The organism is Bradyrhizobium sp. 1(2017), assembly GCF_011602485.2.
Lineage (GTDB): Bacteria > Pseudomonadota > Alphaproteobacteria > Rhizobiales > Xanthobacteraceae > Bradyrhizobium.
In genome coordinates, this window is record NZ_CP050022.2 from 6,245,027 (window position 1) to 6,263,934 (window position 18,908).

Below are 18,908 nucleotides of genomic sequence, written 5' to 3' on the forward strand. Positions count from 1 at the left end.
CCCGGACGCAGCGCAGCGCTTCTTCAGCGGTGCGCTGCAGAGCCGGGGCCCATCTCTCCGGGAGCAGGCTCTGTGACTGGGATCCCGGCTCTGCGGCGTCGCGTTTCACGCTGCAGCGCGTCCGGGACACGAGGGCTGCCTACAACCCCGCCTTCGCAATCGCATCCGTGAACGAACGATCGACGATGTCGGCGGCATTGAGCTTCTGCTTGATCAGTCCCCAGCGGAAATAGAGGTCGATGGTGCCCTGCTCGTCAGCGACCACGCCGTCGTCGATCGGCGCGATGCGGATCCTTGCGCGCGACAGCCAGTTCTGCGGCACGGCGGTCGGGATGTTCATCAGCCTGCCCCAGGTCGCGGCATAGCTGTCGATATTGTTCAGCGACCACGCCCGCGCCGCGGTGAGGCGGCGGATGAAGTCCGTCAGCTCCGCGCGCTTGTCGCGGATGGCGTCGGGCCGTGCGACCTGGAAGCTCAGCCCCGGCGTCAGGCCTTCCGAGGTGATGATGCGGCGCGACCTGAACAGCACCTCCTCCTGGCTCACATAAGGCTCCCAGGTCGACCACGCGTCGACCGAGCCCTGCGTGTAGGCGATCTTGGCATCCGAGGGCGCCAGGAACGCGATCTGCACGTCGCTCGCACTCCAGCCGTTCTTCTCCAGCGCGGCGAGGATCAGCTGATGGCCGATCGAGCCGCGGCCGGTTGCGATCTTCTTGGCGCGCAGATCGGCGAAGCTCTTGATCGGCGAAGTCTCCGGCACGAGGATCGCGAGCCCCTCGCGGGTCTGCCGGATGGCGGCGATCGCCTTCACCGGCGCGCCCGAGGCGGCGGCGAAGGTGAAGGGCGCGTCTCCGACCAGACCGGTTTCGATCGCGCCGGCACTGAGCGCCTCCAGCAAGGGGGCTGCCGCCGGAAACTCCTTCCACTCGATCCTGTAGGGCACGTCCTTGAGCACGCCGGCCGCTTCCATCACGGCCTGCGCATTGCCCTTCTGGTCGCCGACGCGCAAGGTGGTTTGCGCCGCCGCCAGCTCGAACGAGGCGAACAGCAGCGCGCCGGCCAGCATGAGGCGGATCATTCCGCGGCCTCGCCGCGCAGGGCCTGGCGCTTTGCGACCAGCTCACGCGTGAGCGGGATCAGCTCGCGGCCGTATTCGATGGCGTCGATCAGCGGATCGAAGCCGCGGATCAGGAAATGACTGATGCCGAGGTCGTAATAGTCGCCGAAGACTTCGGCGACCTGTTCGGGCGTGCCCACGAGCGCGGTGGTGTTGCTGTTGGCGCCGGTGAGCTTGGCGATCTCGGTCCAGAGCCGCTTGTCGATACGGCTGCCCTGGTCGGCGAGTGCAAGCAGGCGCCGCGCACCGGCCGTGGCATGGCCGTCGGCGGGCTTGCGATAGCCGGTCTTGTCCTGAAGCGCGACGGCGCGCGCCAGAATCTCTTCCGCCTTCTGCCAGGCCTGCTTCTCGGTCGGCGCGATGATCGGCCGCACCGACAGGCTGAAGCGCGGCGTCGGTCGCCCCTGGCGAACCGCTGCGTTGTGGACGCGCGAGGTGACGTCGCGTACCTGCGCATAGGATTCGCCCCACAGCGCAAACGTGTCGGCGTGCTTGCCGGCGACGTCGATCGCCGCATCCGAGGCGCCGCCGAAGTAGACGCGGATGCCCTCGGGGCGATACGGCTTCACCTGCGAGAAGGCGTTCTCGACCTGGTAGTACCTGCCTTTGTAAGTGAACGGCTTGTCGCTGGTCCATTCCAGCTTGAGGACGTCGAGGAATTCGGAGGTGCGGGCGTAACGTTCGTCCTTGTCGTCGAGCGTGTTGCCGTCCTGCCTGAGCTCGGTGGCGTTGCCGCCGGTGATGACATGCAGAGCGACCCTGCCGCGCGAGAACTGGTCGAGCGCCGCGAACTGCCGCGCCAGCAGCGTCGGGGCGGTGAAGCCGGGCCGCTGCGCGATCAGCACGTTGAGGCGGGAGGTCGTGTTGAGCACGTGCTGGGCCACCTGGAGGGCGTCGGGCGAGGTCGAATGAAACGCCAGCAGCGCGCGATCGAAGCCGGCATTCTCGTGCGCCTTCGCCACCGTCTCGATGTGGGTGGGGTTGAGGACCGGACCTTCGCGGACGACGGTCTCGGACGAATTGTTGTTGCTGATGAAGCCGATGAACTCGATCGACATGACTGTCTCCGTGATTGTTTCTGCGGAAAGCTAGAGGCCCAATGCGGCGCGGCCGAAGCCGATGCGTGTGGAATCGTCCTGCGGTGTGTGCACGCGCCCGCACAGCACGTCGCGATAGTGCCGCTCCAGCGGATTGGCGCGGGACAGGCCGTGATTGCCGGAGAGCGACAGCGCGTCCTCCACCGCGGCAACGGCGTTGTTGGTCACGGTGAGCTTGATGACGTTGGACTCGCTTCCCGAGAGCTCGACACCGTCATCGAAATCGCGTGCAAACGAATAGATCAGCCGCGCATTGACCGCGAGCCGCGCCTCGATGGCACCGACGATCTCCTGCGCGCGCGGCAGGGTTGCCAGCGGCGCACCGAGGCTGGCGGGAACACGCTGCTTCAGGAACGTGATCAGCCAATCGCGCGCCGCGCGGGCGACGCCGTCATAGATCGCGGCGACGAAGAGCGTGTGCACGCTCGCCTGCGTGACGTCGAGCGTGCGCCAGTCGGCCGGCTTGCGCACGTCGACCTCGGCATCGAGGGGGATCACGACGTCGTCGAAGATCACGTCGTGACTGCCGCTGGCGCGCAGGCCGTGATGGTCCCAGGTCTCGACGATGCGCGTGCCCGGCAGGCCGGCCGGCACCAGGAACTGTCCGACGCGCGGCTCGGGCTCGTCCGTCCGCGCCCAGACCAGGTACCATTTCAGGATCGGCGATCCCGTCGAATAGATCTTGTGACCGGAGAGGCGCCAGCCGGTCTCGGTGCGCCGTGCGATTGTCGCCGGCAGGCCGCCGCGTGCGGGCGAGCCGAGCTCCGGCTCGACCCGCAGCGCGTTGACCAGCGCGAGGCCCTCGACGCTTTCGCGCGCAAGCTTGCGCGACAGCCGCGGCGGCCATGTCGGGCTGCGCGCCATCACCAGATGATTGATGTAGTGCATCGACAGCACCAGCGCCGTCGACGGATCGGCCTTGCCGAAGATGCCGACGACGCGCGCAGCATATCGTGCACCGGCACCGGCACCGCCATGAACGGCGGGCACCGTCAGCGACAACAGGCCCGCCTCGGACAATTCGCGAAAATTCTCGAACGGGAAGCTGCCGATGCGGTCGTGCTCGGCCGCACGCGCGGCAAAGCCCGTCGCCAGCGCCTTGGCGCGCGCGATGTAATCGGGCTCGCTATGGGATGTTCGCCCTCTCACCGCGGGAGTCACCATGTCGCGTCCAATCCCAGCAGGCCGAGAATCTGACGGCGCAGATCGGCCAGATACGGATCGCCGCGATGGCGCGGATAAGGCCGCTCGACGCGGATGTCGGCCTTCACGCGGGCCGGGCGATCGCTGAAGACGATGACGCGGTTGGCGAGCACCAGGGCTTCCTCGGCGTCGTGCGTCACCAGCAGCGTGGTGAAGCCCTTGCGCTGCCACAGCGAGACGAGCTCCGCCTGCATGGTGATGCGGGTGAGCGAATCGAGCTTGCCGAGCGGCTCGTCGAGGATCAGGATCTTGGGATCGTTGACCAGCGCCCGCGCCAACGCGACGCGCTGCGCCATGCCGCCGGAGAGCTGGTGCGGATAGGCGTTGCGGAACGACGCCAGCCCGACCAGGTCGAGCGCGGCGTCGACGCGGTGACGCTGGCTCTTCAGAATGCCCTGGGCCTCGAGGCCCAAGGCGACGTTGTCCCAGACCGACCGCCAGGGAAACAAGGTCGGATCCTGGAACACGACGACGCGGGAGGGATGCGGGCTTCTGATGCGCTGCTCGTCCTCGCGCAACCTTCCGGCCTTGGGCTTGTCGAGGCCGGCGACCAGACGCAACAAGGTCGACTTGCCGCAACCGGAGGGGCCGAGCAGCGCAACGAACTCACCCGGCTCCACCGAGATGCTGACGTCGCTGAGCACCGGCAGCTCGGTGCCGTCGATGTCGAAGGCGTGGCTGACCTGCTCGATGTCGAGCGCGGCGCCGGCGGCGGGATGCGTGACCGCTTCGGCCAAGGCTACCATTTCGGCTACCATTTCACAGTCCCCTTCTGCCAGACCAGCAGCCGGTCGCGGACCGCAAACAGCAGCGTGATCGCGCCGGAGCAGAGCAGCGACATCACGATCAGCGCGGCATACATGTTGGCGTAGGCGGCCCAGCCCTGCGCCCATTGCAGGTACCAGCCGAGGCCGGCCTTGACGCCGATCATCTCGGCAACGACCAGCACGGCGAAGGACGAGCCGAGCCCCATGAACAGGCCGACGAAGACGTGCGGCAACGCCGCGGGAATCGCGACCTTCAACACCAGGAAGGACGGCTTCGCGCCCAGCGTGCGGGCGACGTCGTAATAGGCATTGCTGACGCTCGCGACACCCGACCATGTCAGCACGGTCACGGGAAAGCCCGTTGCCAGCGCGATCAGGAAGGTCGAGGCGCTCCAGCTCGAGGGGAAGGTGAAGAAGGCGATCGGCAGCCAGGCCGTTGCCGGCAGCGGGCCGATGAAGCGCAGCACCGGATGCACCCAATAGCCGACCGCGCGCGACCAGCCGATCGAGACGCCGGTCAGGAAGCCAGCGGTCGCGCCGATCAGATAGCCGCCGAGCTGCAGCTTGACCGAGGCGAAGACGCTGTCGAGCAGCTTTGGCAGATCGTCGGTGTAGACCTCGATGATCGCCTGCGGCGGCGGAAAGAACGGCAGCGGCAGCCAGGCGAATTTCGCGGTCGCGACCTCCCACACGGTCAGGAATGCTCCGAGTGCGACCAGCCAGGGCGCCCGCTTCTGCAAAGCCTTGCCCGCCGACCCGAGATAATCGGCCCCGACGGTACCGAACAGCGCGACGGCCGCGATGATGAAGGCCGCTATGCCGAGCGAATGCGTGCGCGACCAGTCCCCGACATCCTGCCACCACAGGCAGGACAGGCCGAAGGCGATCCAGGCGAGGCTGGCGAGCACGCCTACGCCGGATTCCCGGATCCAGCCCGCAAGCAGCGGCGCGCGCGAGAGGCGCGGCGCGCCGGAGGCGAGGCCGTCAGACAGCGAATACGTCGACATAGATGCGCTCCGCGAATTTGGCGGTGTCGGTGGTCTGCTTGAAGACCTGCACGGTCTTCAGGTCGTCGGCATAGGCCTTCAGCTCGCGCTTGAGCACTTCACCCACGGGATGATGATGATGGGTGTGGTAGCGCACCATGCCCTCGATATCGGCGAGCGATGCGGTCTTCGGCGCATAAGGCTGGAACGACTTCGCCGTCACGGACGGATTCTGCGCGGTGAACATCGCGGCATCGAGCAGCGCCTGCGTGAGGGCGCGTGCGACCTGCGGCTCCTCACGCACCAGACTGCCGCGCAGGCCGAGGATGCAGCAGCTCTTGTCGCGATATTCGCCGTCGAGGTTGGAGGCGACTTCCTTGTACTGGCTGTCCTTGAGCCAGAGATAGCCGAGCGGATCGGACGACAGGAAGGCCTGCACCTCGCCCTTCTCGACGGCGACGTTGAGAAGGTTGCCGGGATAGGCGCGCCAATCGACATCCTTGCTGGGGTCGATGCCGAGCTTGGCAAGCTGAACGGAGAAGAAGTTCTTGTCGGGGCCGCCGAGATCGCCGACTGCGACGATCTTGCCCTTGAGATCGGCGAGCTTGCTCACGTTGGAGTCGGCGCGGGTCAGAACGCGCATGCAACCGCCATGGGTGCCGGCGGCGATCTTGACGTCAAAGCCTTGCTCCAGCGGCTTCAGCCAGCGGAGCGCCATGCCGAGGCCGGCATCGCTCTTTCCGGTCGCGATCGCCTCGAGCAGCTGGTCGGTTGAGCCGGAATAATTGATGAGCTCGATGTCGAGATTGTGCTTCTGGAAGAAGCCGTGCTCGATCGCGACCGGCACCGGCGCGAGGCACACCGCGCCGGCATTCCACGACAGTTTCAGCTTGCGCGGCGCGCCGGTGAGCGCGGGTGCATCCGACGCCGTCCGGCACAGCGGAAATTCCGAGAGGTCGACGCCGGTCGCAATCCCGCCCGGCGCGAAAGCCTGTGCTGCACCAAAGGCCCCGAGCGGCGCGGCGAAGGCCGCCGCGAGTCCCGCTTGAAGCAGATGGCGCCGGTCCAGCCTTGATCCGCCGCGCTCATTGTCGTTGTTCATCGGTCCCCGCTCCTGCGCTGGCACGGCTCCGCCGTTCGCGCAACGTGTCGCGTTGCGCAAGTTCCGTGCGGAGCCGCGTTGAGAGAATGTCTTGCTGCGGCGGTCACGCGCCGCGTTGATGCGATGCGCAAATCATGCGGCGCATACGCCGTATCGTCAATGAAATGGAATTTCGAATGTCGCGCGAAGCGAAGTCATTCTCTCCATCCCTGCACGCGGGAACGATGAAAGGATTTTCGAGAATGCGACTGCCGCCGCCGAGCGAAGGGGGCACGCATGTGCATCATTCCTGTGCAGCTCTCCCTCGCAAGCATGCCGCCTTCTCGCGCGCGGCCATTCGATGAAACGTCCTTGCCCGACGCACGCGCAATACGGACGGCCATTTCATTGACTGCCTATGGCGCGCTCATAGACTTGATCGTCTCGCTGTATCGTCCGCTCACGCGTCGTGAGCAAAGCAACAAGACAGGCCATATGCGCATCAACTCCCGTCACCATCCCATCACCCGCCGTCTCGCGGCATCGCTGCTTGCCGCCGCCGTCACCTTGTCGACGGCCGCAATATCGTTCGCGGCCGACACCGTCGTGCTGCGCGTCGGCGATCAGAAGGGCGGCAACCGGTCGCTGCTCGAGATCTCCGGCTATGCGAAAGACCTGCCCTACAAGATCGAGTGGTCAGAATTCCCCGCAGCGGCGCCGATTCTCGAAGCGCTCAACGCCGGCGCGCTCGACGTCGGCTACACCGGCGATCTCTCGTTCCTGTCGGTCTACGCGGCCGGCGCGCCGATCAAGGCGATCGGCGGCACGAGGTCGGACGCGAAGACCCAGGCCATCCTGGTGCGCCAGGATTCGCCGATCAAATCCGCTGCCGACCTCAAGGGAAAACGGCTCGCCGGCACGCGCGGCGGCTGGGGCCAATTCCTGATCGATGCCACGCTGGAGAAAGCAGAGATCAAGCCGGAGGATGCGACCTTCGCACCGCTCGGCCCCGTCGACGCCAAGATCGCGCTGCTCGCCGGCTCGATCGATGCATGGGCGGTGTGGGAGCCTTACGTGTCGTTCGCCACGCTGAAGGACAAGGCCCGCGTGATCGCCGATGGCGAGGGCCTGACGCCGACCATCACCTTCATCGTCGCGTCCGACAACGCCATCGCCACCAAGCGCGCGGCGGTGCAGGATCTGGTGCACCGCTTGAACAAGGCGCGGCTTTGGTCGCTTGATCATCTGCCCGAGTACGCCAGGAACACGGCCGAGCTGACCAGGCTGCCGGAGGACGTGCTGCTGCCGGCCTACACCGCGCAGCGCACCAGCCCGATCGTGATCGACGAGAACGTGGTGAAGGAGGTGCAGGCAGCCTCCGACCGCTCGACGCGTTACGGCATCCTGCCGAAAAAGCTCGACGTGAGCAAAGCCGTCGACCGCAGCTTCACCGCCGCGGCGGCGGGATCGAACTAGTCAAATGACTTTCGAACTGAGCCACTGGACTATCCCAACCTCTCCCGCTTGCGGGAGAGGTTGGCGCAGCGCGCCGGGTGAGGGCCTTTTCCTCTGGGGGGTTCTCGCCCGTGCAGACACCCCTACCCCAGCTTTCCCCCGCAAGCGGGAGAGGGAACGCACCGTGTTCGCGGCAATAGGCAAATCCAGCAAGGCGATAGGCGGCGGGATGCGCGGGCTTGGTCTCAGAGCCGGCCCGCTGCATCTCGCCGCGATCGTGCTCATGCATCTCGCATGCATGAGCCTGATCGTGTGGCTCTCGCTCTAGCCGCGCAAGTTCACCAATAGGCGCGGCGGTAGTAACGCGGATACGGCCGGTAGTAGCCGCCGTAATAGGAGCGGTAGGGCCGGTAGTAGCTGCGATAGCCATAATAGCGCGGATAGCCGTAAGCAGGCGCGTAGCCGCCATAATAGGCGGGCGCATAACCATAGCCGTAGCCGGGATATCCATAACCGCCGTAATACGGACGGCCATAGCCATAGCCGTAGCCGTAGCCGTAAGGCGCGCCAGCGGCGATGGCACCGCCGATGATCGCTCCGGCGGCGAGACCACCGATGCCCCATCCCCATCCACCGCCGCGCCAATGCACCTGCGTGACGTCGTTGCCAGCCGCGGCCTTCATGGTCGCGACATTGGTCGGCAGCGGGGCTGCCGACGCCTGCTGAACTTCGCCGGCGACGACCGCGCCGGCCAGCCCACAGGCAATTGCCGTTCTCCAGATCCTCATCGTCCTACTCCCTGTCTGACGTTTCGCTTGGAAAAGGATCGCACCACCATGATCGGGCATCCCGACGCCAGGTCAAAGCCCGGATTTTGCGTGCGGCGCACAAGTCCCGCGCATGGCGCGCTGCTGGATGGCCAGAACAAAAGCATTAAGCTTCTCATGCTCGCAACCAACAACCTACTTCCTGATTGACTATGCATACCATTACTATCGGTTCCATTGGGTGCGGGACCGCGGGGCTTTTCGCGACAAAAAGCCCCGGCATGCCAGCGTGTGGGAGGATGACATGAGTGCCGTCGGTAATGAGCCGCTTGCCCGTCAGGCGCTGGCGTTCGTCCTGGCCGGGGGGCGCGGCAGCCGGCTTTTGGAGCTGACGGACCGGCGCGCCAAGCCCGCCGTCTATTTCGGCGGAAAATCCCGCATCATCGATTTCGCCCTGTCGAACGCGGTGAACTCCGGCATCCGCCGCATTGCAGTTGCGACACAGTACAAGGCGCACAGCCTGATCCGGCACCTTCAGATGGGCTGGAACTTCTTCCGCCCGGAGCGCAACGAGAGCTTTGACATCCTCCCCGCCAGCCAGCGCGTGTCCGAGAACATGTGGTATGTCGGCACGGCGGACGCGGTCTACCAGAACATCGACATCATCGAATCCCACGCCTGCCGCTTCATCGTGGTGCTGGCCGGGGATCACATCTACAAGATGGACTACGAGGTGATGCTGCGCGAGCATGTCGAGAGCGGCGCCGACGTCACGGTCGGCTGCCTCGAAATGCCGCGCACGGAATCCTCGGGTTTCGGCATCATGCATATCGACGAGAAGGGCTGGATCCAGTCGTTCCTGGAGAAGCCAAAAGACCCGCCGCCGATGCCCGGCAAGCCGGACGTCTCGCTCGCCAGCATGGGCATCTACGTGTTCGACGCGAAATTCCTGTTCGACCAGCTCAAGCGTGACGCCGAGGATCCGAACTCGAACCACGATTTCGGCAAGGACATCATTCCGTACCTCGTCAAGAACGGCCGCGCCTTCGCGCACCAGTTCTCGACCTCCTGCGTGCGCTCCAGCAGCCACAACGGCTCCTATTGGCGTGACGTCGGCACCGTCGACGCCTATTGGTCCGCCAATATCGATCTCACCGACGTCGTGCCGGAGCTCGACCTGTTCGACCGCGCCTGGCCGATCTGGTCCTATGCGGAGATCACGCCGCCGGCCAAATTCGTCCATGACGAGGAGAGCCGGCGCGGCCAGGCAGTGAGCTCGCTGGTCTCGGGCGGCTGCATCATCTCCGGCGCGTCGCTGCGACGCTCGCTGCTGTTCACCGGCGTGCGCATCAACTCCTACGCCAATGTCGAGAACGCCGTGATCATGCCTTACGTCAATGTCGGGCGCGGCGCTCGCTTGAAGAACGTCGTGATCGACCGCGGCGTCGAGATTCCTGAGGGCCTCGTCGTCGGCGAAGATCCCGAGATCGACGCCAAGCGCTTCCGCACCACCGAAGAGGGCATCTCGCTGATCACCCAGCCGATGATCGACAGGCTCAATACATGACGCCTGTTCGCGTCCTCGCGGTCGCTTCTGAAGTCTACCCCATCGTCAAGACCGGTGGCCTCGCAGATGTCGCCGGCGCGCTGCCGGCCGCGTTGAAGGCGCATGGCGTCGAGATGCGCACCCTGATGCCCGGCTATCCCGACGTGACGCGGATGCTCGCCGGCGCGGAGGAAATCCGGCGCTGGCCGGACTATTTCGGCGGGCCGGGCCGGCTGTTCGCAGGCGCGCATGATGGCCTTGATCTGTTCGTGCTCGACGTGCCGCATCTTTATGCACGGCCGGGCAATCCCTACGTCACCAGCGAGGGCATCGACTGGCCGGACAACGGTGTACGCTTTGCGGCGCTGGCCCGCGTCGCCGCCGATATCGGCCACGGCCTCGTTCCGGCCTTCGTGCCCGACGTCGTGCATGCCCACGACTGGCAGGCGGGGCTTGCGCCGGCCTATCTGCATTACGACAACCGTCCGCGGCCCGGCACCGTGATGACGATTCACAACATGGCCTATCAGGGCAAGTTCGCGCCTGAGCTGATCGGCGCAATCGGCCTGCCCTGGCACTCGTTCAACGTCAATGAGCTCGAATATTTCGGCGGCATCAGCTTTCTGAAAGCCGGCCTGCAATTTGCCGACCGCATCACAACGGTGTCGCCGACCTACGCGCGCGAGATCCAGAGCGACGAGGGCGGCATGGGGTTCGGCGGGCTCTTGCGCGCACGCGCCGGCGTGCTCAGCGGCATCCTCAACGGCATCGACATCTCGGTATGGAATCCGCAGGAGGACCCGCACATCGCCTACCGCTTCGGCGCGGAGGATTTGACGTTCCGGGCCGCGAACAAGGCGGTGCTCCAGCAACAGTTCAATCTCGATTCCTCCGACGAGGCGCCATTGCTCGGCGTGATCAGCCGCCTGTCCTGGCAGAAGGGGCTCGATCTCCTGCTCGAGGCCATCCCGACCATCTTGGGCGAAGGCATGCAGCTCGCGCTGCTCGGCAGCGGGGACCGCGATCTTCAGGAGGCCTATCAGGCCGCCGCGCGCGCCAATCCCGGCCGCATCGGCGTCATGATCGGCTACGACGAGATTTTGGCGCATCTGATCCAGGCCGGCTCCGACGCGCTGATCGTGCCGTCGCGCTTCGAGCCGTGCGGACTGACCCAGCTCTGCGCGCTACGCTATGGCGCCGTTCCGGTCGTGTCGCGCGTCGGCGGCCTCGAGGACACCATCGTCGATGTCGGCGAGGCCGACGCGTCCGGCCGTGATGCCACCGGTTTCAAGTTCGGCCCCGTGACGGCCGACGCTCTCGCCGGCAGCTTGCGCAAGGCCAACATCGCTTTCCACGACAAGGCGACCTGGCGCCGGCTGCAACGAAACGGCCTTGCCACCGACGTCTCCTGGCGCAACCGCGCCGGCGATTATGCCGCGCTCTACCGCGGCCTCATGGCGGCTCGCGCGTAGAGCGCTTTCGGCTCAGGCATGGCCGTCGTCGAATCCATGCTATAGAGCTGCCATGGACCCCTTCGTGATCAAGCTGATCGGCTTCGCCGCCGCCACCTGCACCACCGTGGCCTACGCGCCGCAAGCCATCAAGGTGTGGAAGACCCGCTCCACCGGCGACATCTCGCTCGGCATGTTCCTGGTCATGGTGCTGGGACTTGCGCTCTGGCTGATCTACGGCCTGCTCTCCGGCGACGCCCCGCTGATCGCCTCGAACGCCGTCACCATGCTGCTCGCCGGCGGCATCCTGTTCATGAAGCTGAGATACGGCTGAACTTCCCTCCCCTTGTGGGGGAAGGAAAAGTCATCCACCAAACACATACGACGCCATCGCCACACTGGCGACCTCGTCGACGAAGACGCGCTGGCCCACATCGCTGCCGGCGGCGCCGGCGGCGACCATCAGCGGCAAGAGATGGTCCTCGCGCGGATGCGCAAGGCGCGCGCTCGGCGCATTTTCCCAATCGACCAGCATCGCATTGCGTCGCTCCGCATCCGGATGGCTGATGGCCTCGTTCAGATAGGCCTCGAAATCGTACGAGACCGGCTTCGACTCCGGCCGGTTGAAGCCGCGCATATTGTGATAGGTGAGCCCGCTGCCGACGATCAGGATGCCGTCGTCGCGCAAGGGTGCGATCGCCTGCCCGACCCTGACGTGCTCCGCCGCGTCATAGCTCGATTTCAGCGACAGCAGCACGATCGGCATGTCCGCGTTCGGATACATCAGGCCGAGCGGCACGAAGGTGCCGTGGTCGAAGCCCTGATCGGGATCCTCCCGGCAATCGAGGCCGGCGCGCGCGAGCAGCGCCTTCACTTGCGCGGCGAGCTCCGGCTGGCCCGGCGCCGGATATTTGAGATGGTAGGTATGCTCGGGGAAACCGTAATAATCGTACACCATCGGCGGATGCGCCGAGGTCGACACGGTGAAGGCGTCGGCCTCCCAATGGCCGGTGATGACGAGCACGGCCTTCGGCCTCTCGGGGAGCAGCTGCGGCAGCCGGGCGAACTCCGCGGCGGTCTTCGCATATTGTATCCGCCTGTCCTCCATGAACGGCCAGGGGCCGCCGCCATGCGACAGGAACAAGGTTGGAAGTCGCGTCATGGGCTCGTGTCTCGTCGGCAACAGGCGCGTGCGAGCTGCCCGCGCGATCGGCGCCGAGCATAGGCAAAGCCGTATGGTTAGCAAGCCGTTAACGATTTGCCTTCCAGAATCCCCGGCGTGGCCGAAGCAGTCGGCCAGATGACGAGGACGGAAGATGAGGAAGTTTGCGCTGGGGGACGTCGTCAACAGTGACAAGGGCCGCCGCGGCGTCGTGCGCGCCGCCTTCAAGTCGCGGGAAGGCCTGCAGTTCTATGCCGTCGAGAAGGACGGCGCGATGGACTATCTGGAGGAAGACCGGCTGAGCCCGGCGCCGCGCGTCGAGCTCGCGGCTTAAGTCAGCTCATTTCCTGCTCTCACCTGCGATCCGATCGAGACGCTCCGCGAAGGGGTCGTCTCCGCTCGCGATGCCGTCATTCGTGACCAGCAGCAGGCGATCGCGGTCTGTGGCGGCATCCCAACGGGGCAGCCCGCGGCCATTGGGATCGCCACTCCTCGCAAAATTGATCCAGTAGCCGCGCATGCGGCGTGCGACCTCGCGATCGCCTCGCGAGAAGATCCCGGCGCCGGGCACGCCCTCCGCGCCGAAGATGAATTGCAGCTCGCGTCCGTGCCCGCGATCGGGACTTGCCCGCCGCGCCTCGGGCACATAGCCGAAGCGATAGCGAAAGGCCGGCGCGCCGATGGCCGCGTGACGGCGAGCCAGCAGCCTGGCCGGCTCGGCGAAGACCTTGTCGGTGTAGAAGCGCGCCTTCAGCTCTGCAGGTTTCGAAACGTCGGGATAGAGCTGGCGCAGCCTGTCAATCATGCCGTCCGGCGATGCAAGGTCGACATCGCTTTCATTGCCGAAACGCGTCTCGTCGTCATTCGAGCCGATGATGACAGGAATGCGGCTCTGGTGCCCCGCGCTGAATCCCGCAGCGATGTCCTCAGTGACCAGGCTCCCATCGATGGCCGGCCCAAGGGCGCGCGTGAATTTCGTCAGCATGCGCTCTTCGGCGGCCAGCAATTTTGCCGGCGGGACAGCCCGCAGATCTGGCGCGGGAACGAGCCCGAGGACATGCGCGCTCACGAGCTCGGCCTCCTCCGGTGAATGCAGAGTGGCGCGGCCGGGCAGCGATTGCAGAATGGCTTTCTGGAATAGACCGTGCGCCTGCCGGCACAGCATCAGCAAGGCGATCGATGTCGCGCCGGCACCGTTGCCGAACAGGGTGACGTTGTTGGGATCGCCGCCGAACGCGGCGATGTTGTCGTGCACCCAATGCAGCGCCGCGATCTGGTCCATCAGGCCATAATTGCCGGAGCCGCCTTCCGACAGCGCCGGATGCGCAAGCCAGCCGGGCACGCCGAGGCGATAATTCACGGTGACGACGATGAGGCCGGCCTGCGCCAGCCGGGCACCGTCGAACAGCGGATCGTTGGCGGTGCCCGTGACGAAACCGCCGCCGTGGATGAACACCATCACCGGCAGCGGACCGTCGACCCCGAAGGGACGGAACACGTTCAGCGTGAGGCAATCCTCGCTCGCGCCGGGCAATGACGGCTGGAGGCATGGCGCACCATAGTCGTAGGCGGTGCGCATCTCCGAACTCTCGACTGTCGGCTGCGGCGGTCGCCAGCGCAGCGCAGCGACCGGCGGCGCCGCATAAGCCAGTCCCTTGAAAGAGGCCACCTCGCCTTCGACGGCGCCAAGCATCTGCCCTTCACGCGTCAGCGCGAATGGAAACTGTCCGACCGGCTGGGCGAGGCCCGAGCCGACGCAACACAGCACCATGGAAGCCGCAACAAGCGCGAGCACGGATCGCATCTTCGAAGCATCTCGATGCAACGGTTCCGGCAGGTTACGTCCGCAGCCGTGAGCGAGGCAAGCCTCGCGAGTTAATCGCCCTTGGCGACGAGCTCCGCCAGCGCGCGGCGCGCGATGATGCCGAGCTCACCGAGCGTCGAGTGGCCCGCCCGTGCCGCCTCGATCAAGCGCTCGGCGATGAACCTGCGGCTGTCGTGATCGCCGCCATGCGGCAGCTGGCGGCACGTCTGCTCCAGAACGACGTCCATGTTCGCTTTGGTTCGCTCACTCAACTCTGGCATGACGCTCGGTCGCTAGGCGTGGCTTGTAGCCACAAGCATACACAGACGGATCAGGCATGATTACCCCGGGTTATCACGGCCATTGTGCATCGCGATGCGTGTAGCGCCGCAAAGATTCACGCGGCCATGATGCCGCCCCAAACGACCACCGAGGATTGCACTTGCTCTGATGACAAGCTGAACCTGCAGCGATAGCCTGCCGGCAAAACAAAACATACGGGAGGAATGCCATGTCTGACGCAATGGTTGCCACACGCGCCTCCAATGAGCGCGGAACCGCCCAAGAGGTCGACGTCGCCGTGGTCGGCGCCGGATTTGCCGGCCTCTATCTCCTGCATCGCCTGCGCAAGGCCGGGCTCAAGGCGGTCGCCCTCGAGGAGGCCGGCGATGTCGGCGGTACCTGGTACTGGAACCGCTATCCGGGCGCCCGCTGCGACATTCAGACCATCGACTACAGCTACACCTTCGATCCCGAGCTCGAGACCGCCTGGACCTGGTCGGAGAAATACGCGACCCAGCCCGAGATCCTGCGCTATCTCGGTTTTGTCGCCGACCGCTACGACCTCCGGCGCGACATCCGCTTCAAGACCAAGGTCGCCGAAGCCAGATGGGACGAGAAGGCCGAACGCTGGCTCATCACCACCGACAATGGCGCGCCGGTCTCCTGCCGTCATTACATCATGGCGACCGGCTGCCTGTCGGCGCCGAAGCCGCCGGAAATCGACGGCGTCAAGGATTTCAAGGGCGAGGTGTATTTCACCGGGCGCTGGCCGCATGACGGCGTCAACCTCGCCGGCAAGCGCGTCGCCGTGATCGGCACGGGCTCGTCCGCCATCCAGTCGATCCCGCTGATCGCCGAGCAGGCCGCGCACCTGACCGTGTTCCAGCGCACGCCGAATTTCGCGCTGCCCGCGCATAACGGCCCGGCACCGTCGGACCGCACGAGCCTGTTGCAAGGCGACCGCGCGGCGTATCGCGAGCAGGCGCGCCAGTCGATGGCCGGCGTGCCCTATCCGCAGCAGACCGTCGTGAGCTGGCAGCTGAGCGACGCCGAGCGTCGTGAGCGGTTCGAACGCGCCTGGGCCGCCGGCGACCTCGTCCACATCCTGACGCAGCTCTGGGCCGACCAGGCCGTCGACGTCGACGGCAACAAGATCGTCCAGGACCTGATCCGCGAGAAGATCCGCGCCGCCGTCAATGATCCCGAGACCGCCGCGGCCCTCACGCCGCACGATCACCCCTTCGGCGCCAAGCGTCCGTGCCTCGATACCAATTACTACGCGACCTACAACCGGCCGAACGTCACGCTGGTCAATCTGCGCCAGGAGCCGATCACGGCGATCACCGCGAGCGGCGTCTCCACGAGCGGCCGCAGCTTCGATGTCGACGTCATCGTGTTCGCGACCGGCTTCGACGCCATGACCGGCGCGATCCGTGCCGTGCATCCGATCACCGGCCGCGGCGGCAAGTCGCTCTCGAACGTCTGGGCGCAGGGACCGCAAACCTATCTCGGCCTCACGGTCGAGGGTTTCCCGAACTTCTTCATGATCACCGGCCCCGGCAGCCCGTCGGTGCTGTCGAACATGGCGGTGTCGATCGAGCAGCATGTGGACTGGGTGGTCGATCGCCTCACCGCGCTGCGCGATGCCGGCTTCACCACGATGGAGCCGACCGAGACGGCGCAGGAGGGTTGGGGCCAGCACATGGCGGACTGCTCGATGCTGACCCTGCACCGGCTCGCCAACACCTGGTACACGGGCGCCAACGTGCCCGGCAAGGTGCAGGGGCTGATGCCCTATACCGGCGGCGTCGGCCCCTATCGCAGCATCTGTGACGAGGTGGTCAGCCGCGGCATGCTCGGCTTCAAGCTCACCGGCCCCAACGGCGCTGCGCAATGCAATGATGGCGAGGTGGTGCGCCTGCAGCCGGACGTGCGGCTGGTGCTGAACTTGCTGGCATCGCTGAACCTGCCCCCGATCGAGTCGATGGGCGCGCTCGGCGCCCGCGCCTTCGTCAACGAGTTCAACCAGGGACGCCCCGCAGGGCGGCCGATCGGCGACATCGTCGACGGCACCCTGCCCGTCACCGACGGCACGCTGGCCTACCGCGTCTACAAGCCGGCAACGCCGGGCCCCCATCCGGTCGTGGTCTATTTCCACGGCGGCGGCTGGGTGCTCGGCGACGAGCAGTCGGACGAGCCGTTCTGCCGCGACATGGTGCGGCGGACCGGCATGATCTTCGTCAGCGTCGGCTACCGCCACGCGCCGGAACATCGCTTCCCGACCGCCGCCGAGGATGGCTATGCGGCGACGCGCTGGATCGCCGAGCACGCCGCCGAGCTCGGCGGCAAGCCGGGTCCGGTGCTGGTTGCCGGCTGGAGCGCCGGCGGCAATATCGCCGCCGTCACCTGCCAGCTCGCGCGCGACCGCGGCGGGCCCGCTATCGCCGGCCAGCTTCTGGTCTGCCCGGTCACCGACTGCACCTTCGATCGCCCGTCCTACAACGACAATGCGACCGCTTACTTCCTGACGCGCTCGCTGATGTACTGGTTCTGGGACCTCTATTGCTCGCCGGCCGACCGCACCGACCCGCGCGTCTCGCCGCTCCGCGGCAAGGTCGCCGGCCTGCCGCCGGCCTTCGTCGTCACCTGCGAGTTCGATCCCCTGCGCGACGAGGGCGTTGCCTATGCCGAGGCGATGCAAGCCGCTGGCGTCCCGGTCGAGCAGCTCAAGGCGCGCGGCCACTTCCACTCGTCCTTCGCGATGGTGGACGTGGTGATCACAGGGGTGCCGGGCCGGGTGCAGATGGCCGGGGCCCTGCGGCGCTTCGCCGGGCTGCCGCCGGAGCTCAGCCGCGGCGACGAGAGCAGCCAGGGCCAGGCCAGCCCGGGGCACAAGATCGCCGCCGCCGCCAGCTGACAGAAGACAAAGGGGCCGGGAACTTTTTCCCGGCCCCCGCGTTGAGCACGTGGCATTGAGATGCAGCGACAGGTGTGAGCCCCCGGTGCGCAAGTCCGCGTACGGGGGTTCTTTTTGCGTGAGGCAAGACGATGGGCGGCGTGGCCGGAGATTCAAAGGTCGATTTCGGCGCACTTGCCGTGCTGCAGAAATGGCCGTCGCTGGCCAATCAGCGCCAGCCTGACCGGGAGCCGTATCAGGTCATCGAAGGCACGCTCGACGATTGCATCTCGGCGTTTATGGCGAAGCCGGCGGCAACCCGGCACCTCTACGAAATCCGCACCGCGGCGCAGCCTCCGCTCGTCACCGAAATCCTCTCGCCCGAGCATGTCCTCGAGCTCTCGCGCTTGAGGGAATTTCTCTGACCGCACTTCACAGGTACGCGCAGGAACCTTCTGCCGGATCTTCCCGTTGTCAGGGATCGGAAGCCAAATCGTGAGCGCCCCACATGCCTGAAGCTGGCGTTGCATCTCCCGTCGTGCCCTATGGCGCGGACCAAACCCTCTTCGTCGTCGTCGACCGTCTCGACAGAGCGACTGAAATCCGCATCGAGCGCAGCGATCTCGAAGCCACCATCGGCGAGTTCGTCGCCGGCTGCTTCAACGATCCCGTCAAGGTGATCTCGTTCAACACGCTCGAGCACTGGATGAAGGACATCTCGACCGACGTCGCCGGTGCGATAAAGGCACGCTGCGACATCTATGGCATAGAGCTGCCCGATTATCTCAGCGACTTCGTCGAGAGCCATAGCTGAGGGCGCATCGCACCTCAGACGTTGCAAATCGCGCCCAACAAAAAAGCGCCGCTTCCGCGGCGCTTTTCGTATGGCAACCTCAATGGTGCCAGAACAATGCCAGCAGCAGAACGATCGGCAGCGGCACGCCAAGCAACCAAAGCAAAGCACCTCGTCCAAAACCCATGATGTCCTCCTCTTGGATCGCCGGAATGACGCCCGGAGAAAAGAGAAGTTCCGCGCCTCACAGCGAGGGCGAATGCAACCAGAGCATGGAACGCGGGAGTTATGCGCTGCGGTGCCTGCCGGCGATGACCTCGATCTCGCGGCGGCGCTCGCCCGCGAAGGTCAGGAGCTTTTCGATCGTCAGCGTATCCGTGATCCGTTTGGCAAGCCGCTCGGCACGCGCGGCCTGATCTTCGAGATACTGGATCGTGGTCAAACGCCGCCTCCCCCGAAAGCCCAAGATTGTTGGACAGCCATGGTGCTGGAGAAGCCGCT

At 65.9% G+C, this 18,908-nt stretch carries 20 protein-coding genes; 9 read left to right on the top strand and 11 right to left on the bottom strand.

Features of this window, described 5'->3' with window-relative positions:
• Positions 1-139 precede the first annotated feature (139 nt).
• The 6 genes from HAP40_RS29670 to HAP40_RS29695 are packed head-to-tail and all read right to left on the bottom strand — an operon-like array spanning position 140 to position 6,272.
• A complete protein-coding gene (locus tag HAP40_RS29670; protein ID WP_166814453.1) occupies positions 140-1,078 on the bottom strand; it encodes an ABC transporter substrate-binding protein in 939 nt (312 codons plus the stop codon).
• Positions 1,075-2,175 (bottom strand): LLM class flavin-dependent oxidoreductase, encoded by a 1,101-nt coding sequence (locus HAP40_RS29675; protein ID WP_166814452.1) that lies wholly within the window; start codon positions 2,173-2,175, stop codon positions 1,075-1,077. Before HAP40_RS29675 ends, HAP40_RS29670 begins: the two co-directional genes overlap by 4 nt.
• 30 nt (positions 2,176-2,205) lie before the next feature.
• The gene (locus tag HAP40_RS29680; RefSeq protein ID WP_166814451.1) at positions 2,206-3,378 is read right to left on the bottom strand and encodes an acyl-CoA dehydrogenase family protein; all 1,173 of its coding nucleotides are present in this window, start codon (positions 3,376-3,378) and stop codon (positions 2,206-2,208) included.
• Positions 3,372-4,163 carry an ABC transporter ATP-binding protein gene (locus HAP40_RS29685; RefSeq protein ID WP_166819287.1) on the bottom strand — a complete coding sequence of 264 codons (792 nt, stop codon included), beginning with the start codon at positions 4,161-4,163 and terminating at the stop codon, positions 3,372-3,374. Before HAP40_RS29685 ends, HAP40_RS29680 begins: the two co-directional genes overlap by 7 nt.
• Positions 4,164-4,168: 5 nt before the next feature.
• The gene (locus HAP40_RS29690) at positions 4,169-5,191 is read right to left on the bottom strand and encodes an ABC transporter permease (RefSeq protein WP_166814450.1); all 1,023 of its coding nucleotides are present in this window, start codon (positions 5,189-5,191) and stop codon (positions 4,169-4,171) included.
• On the bottom strand, positions 5,169-6,272 hold the full coding sequence (locus tag HAP40_RS29695) for an ABC transporter substrate-binding protein (RefSeq protein ID WP_166814449.1): 1,104 nt from the start codon (positions 6,270-6,272) through the stop codon (positions 5,169-5,171). Before HAP40_RS29695 ends, HAP40_RS29690 begins: the two co-directional genes overlap by 23 nt.
• A gap of 474 nt (positions 6,273-6,746) precedes the next feature.
• On the opposite strand from HAP40_RS29695, the gene HAP40_RS29700 reads away from it, so the two are divergent.
• Positions 6,747-7,727, top strand: a complete 981-nt coding sequence (locus tag HAP40_RS29700) for an ABC transporter substrate-binding protein (protein ID WP_166814448.1) — start codon at positions 6,747-6,749, stop codon at positions 7,725-7,727.
• A 163-nt stretch (positions 7,728-7,890) separates the two neighbouring features.
• Positions 7,891-8,034 (top strand): hypothetical protein, encoded by a 144-nt coding sequence (locus HAP40_RS29705; protein WP_166810874.1) that lies wholly within the window; start codon positions 7,891-7,893, stop codon positions 8,032-8,034.
• A gap of 10 nt (positions 8,035-8,044) precedes the next feature.
• On the opposite strand, the gene HAP40_RS29710 is transcribed toward HAP40_RS29705, so the two are convergent.
• Positions 8,045-8,494 (bottom strand): hypothetical protein, encoded by a 450-nt coding sequence (locus tag HAP40_RS29710; RefSeq protein WP_166814447.1) that lies wholly within the window; start codon positions 8,492-8,494, stop codon positions 8,045-8,047.
• Positions 8,495-8,777: 283 nt separating this feature from the next.
• Here HAP40_RS29710 and glgC point away from each other — a divergent pair, with 283 nt between their 5' ends.
• From glgC to HAP40_RS29725, 3 genes are read left to right on the top strand one after another with little or no spacing between them, the layout of a single operon-like run.
• Positions 8,778-10,040 (top strand): glucose-1-phosphate adenylyltransferase, encoded by a 1,263-nt coding sequence (gene glgC, locus HAP40_RS29715; protein ID WP_166814446.1) that lies wholly within the window; start codon positions 8,778-8,780, stop codon positions 10,038-10,040.
• Positions 10,037-11,491, top strand: a complete 1,455-nt coding sequence (gene glgA, locus HAP40_RS29720) for a glycogen synthase GlgA (RefSeq protein WP_166814445.1) — start codon at positions 10,037-10,039, stop codon at positions 11,489-11,491. The genes glgC and glgA overlap by 4 nt, the downstream gene beginning before the upstream one ends.
• A gap of 52 nt (positions 11,492-11,543) precedes the next feature.
• Positions 11,544-11,804, top strand: coding sequence for a SemiSWEET transporter (locus HAP40_RS29725; protein ID WP_166814444.1), 261 nt, complete (start codon positions 11,544-11,546; stop codon positions 11,802-11,804).
• 30 nt (positions 11,805-11,834) lie between these two features.
• On the opposite strand, the gene HAP40_RS29730 is transcribed toward HAP40_RS29725, so the two are convergent.
• Positions 11,835-12,632, bottom strand: a complete 798-nt coding sequence (locus HAP40_RS29730; RefSeq protein WP_166814443.1) for a DODA-type extradiol aromatic ring-opening family dioxygenase — start codon at positions 12,630-12,632, stop codon at positions 11,835-11,837.
• A gap of 154 nt (positions 12,633-12,786) precedes the next feature.
• Between HAP40_RS29730 and HAP40_RS29735 the strand changes: the two genes are divergently transcribed.
• Positions 12,787-12,966, top strand: a complete 180-nt coding sequence (locus HAP40_RS29735) for a hypothetical protein (RefSeq protein ID WP_166814442.1) — start codon at positions 12,787-12,789, stop codon at positions 12,964-12,966.
• Between the two features lie 6 nt (positions 12,967-12,972).
• On the opposite strand, the gene HAP40_RS29740 is transcribed toward HAP40_RS29735, so the two are convergent.
• Together HAP40_RS29740 and HAP40_RS29745 are read right to left on the bottom strand one after the other, a co-directional pair.
• Positions 12,973-14,436, bottom strand: a complete 1,464-nt coding sequence (locus HAP40_RS29740) for a carboxylesterase/lipase family protein (protein ID WP_166814441.1) — start codon at positions 14,434-14,436, stop codon at positions 12,973-12,975.
• 71 nt (positions 14,437-14,507) lie between these two features.
• Positions 14,508-14,684 (bottom strand): hypothetical protein, encoded by a 177-nt coding sequence (locus tag HAP40_RS29745; RefSeq protein WP_246557627.1) that lies wholly within the window; start codon positions 14,682-14,684, stop codon positions 14,508-14,510.
• Positions 14,685-14,947: 263 nt separating this feature from the next.
• On the opposite strand from HAP40_RS29745, the gene HAP40_RS29750 reads away from it, so the two are divergent.
• The 3 genes from HAP40_RS29750 (at position 14,948) to HAP40_RS29760 (ending at position 18,428) form a co-directional block, all read left to right on the top strand.
• Positions 14,948-17,635 (top strand): flavin-containing monooxygenase, encoded by a 2,688-nt coding sequence (locus HAP40_RS29750; RefSeq protein ID WP_166814439.1) that lies wholly within the window; start codon positions 14,948-14,950, stop codon positions 17,633-17,635.
• A gap of 131 nt (positions 17,636-17,766) precedes the next feature.
• Positions 17,767-18,039: a hypothetical protein gene (locus tag HAP40_RS29755; protein ID WP_166814438.1), complete on the top strand. Its 273-nt coding sequence runs from the start codon at positions 17,767-17,769 to the stop codon at positions 18,037-18,039.
• Between the two features lie 83 nt (positions 18,040-18,122).
• Complete coding sequence (locus HAP40_RS29760) at positions 18,123-18,428, top strand: hypothetical protein (RefSeq protein WP_166814437.1); 306 nt, start codon at positions 18,123-18,125, stop codon at positions 18,426-18,428.
• Between the two features lie 265 nt (positions 18,429-18,693).
• On the opposite strand, the gene HAP40_RS29765 is transcribed toward HAP40_RS29760, so the two are convergent.
• Positions 18,694-18,849 (bottom strand): hypothetical protein, encoded by a 156-nt coding sequence (locus HAP40_RS29765; RefSeq protein WP_166814436.1) that lies wholly within the window; start codon positions 18,847-18,849, stop codon positions 18,694-18,696.
• Between the last annotated feature and the right edge of the window lie 59 nt (positions 18,850-18,908).

Bases quoted from the DNA above. Each gene is read 5' to 3' on its own strand.
- HAP40_RS29755 (WP_166814438.1), top strand. From the start codon at position 17,767: ATGGGCGGCGTGGCCGGAGATTCAAAGGTCGATTTCGGCGCACTTGCC.
- HAP40_RS29710 (WP_166814447.1), bottom strand. From the start codon at position 8,494: ATGAGGATCTGGAGAACGGCAATTGCCTGTGGGCTGGCCGGCGCGGTC.
- HAP40_RS29725 (WP_166814444.1), top strand. From the start codon at position 11,544: ATGGACCCCTTCGTGATCAAGCTGATCGGCTTCGCCGCCGCCACCTGC.
- HAP40_RS29670 (WP_166814453.1), bottom strand. From the start codon at position 1,078: ATGATCCGCCTCATGCTGGCCGGCGCGCTGCTGTTCGCCTCGTTCGAG.
- HAP40_RS29685 (WP_166819287.1), bottom strand. From the start codon at position 4,163: ATGGTAGCCTTGGCCGAAGCGGTCACGCATCCCGCCGCCGGCGCCGCG.
- HAP40_RS29695 (WP_166814449.1), bottom strand. From the start codon at position 6,272: ATGAACAACGACAATGAGCGCGGCGGATCAAGGCTGGACCGGCGCCAT.
- HAP40_RS29675 (WP_166814452.1), bottom strand. From the start codon at position 2,175: ATGTCGATCGAGTTCATCGGCTTCATCAGCAACAACAATTCGTCCGAG.
- HAP40_RS29680 (WP_166814451.1), bottom strand. From the start codon at position 3,378: ATGGTGACTCCCGCGGTGAGAGGGCGAACATCCCATAGCGAGCCCGAT.
- HAP40_RS29700 (WP_166814448.1), top strand. From the start codon at position 6,747: ATGCGCATCAACTCCCGTCACCATCCCATCACCCGCCGTCTCGCGGCA.
- HAP40_RS29750 (WP_166814439.1), top strand. From the start codon at position 14,948: ATGTCTGACGCAATGGTTGCCACACGCGCCTCCAATGAGCGCGGAACC.
- glgC (WP_166814446.1), top strand. From the start codon at position 8,778: ATGAGTGCCGTCGGTAATGAGCCGCTTGCCCGTCAGGCGCTGGCGTTC.
- glgA (WP_166814445.1), top strand. From the start codon at position 10,037: ATGACGCCTGTTCGCGTCCTCGCGGTCGCTTCTGAAGTCTACCCCATC.
- HAP40_RS29730 (WP_166814443.1), bottom strand. From the start codon at position 12,632: ATGACGCGACTTCCAACCTTGTTCCTGTCGCATGGCGGCGGCCCCTGG.
- HAP40_RS29740 (WP_166814441.1), bottom strand. From the start codon at position 14,436: ATGCGATCCGTGCTCGCGCTTGTTGCGGCTTCCATGGTGCTGTGTTGC.
- HAP40_RS29690 (WP_166814450.1), bottom strand. From the start codon at position 5,191: ATGTCGACGTATTCGCTGTCTGACGGCCTCGCCTCCGGCGCGCCGCGC.
- HAP40_RS29760 (WP_166814437.1), top strand. From the start codon at position 18,123: ATGCCTGAAGCTGGCGTTGCATCTCCCGTCGTGCCCTATGGCGCGGAC.
- HAP40_RS29735 (WP_166814442.1), top strand. From the start codon at position 12,787: ATGAGGAAGTTTGCGCTGGGGGACGTCGTCAACAGTGACAAGGGCCGC.
- HAP40_RS29745 (WP_246557627.1), bottom strand. From the start codon at position 14,684: ATGGACGTCGTTCTGGAGCAGACGTGCCGCCAGCTGCCGCATGGCGGC.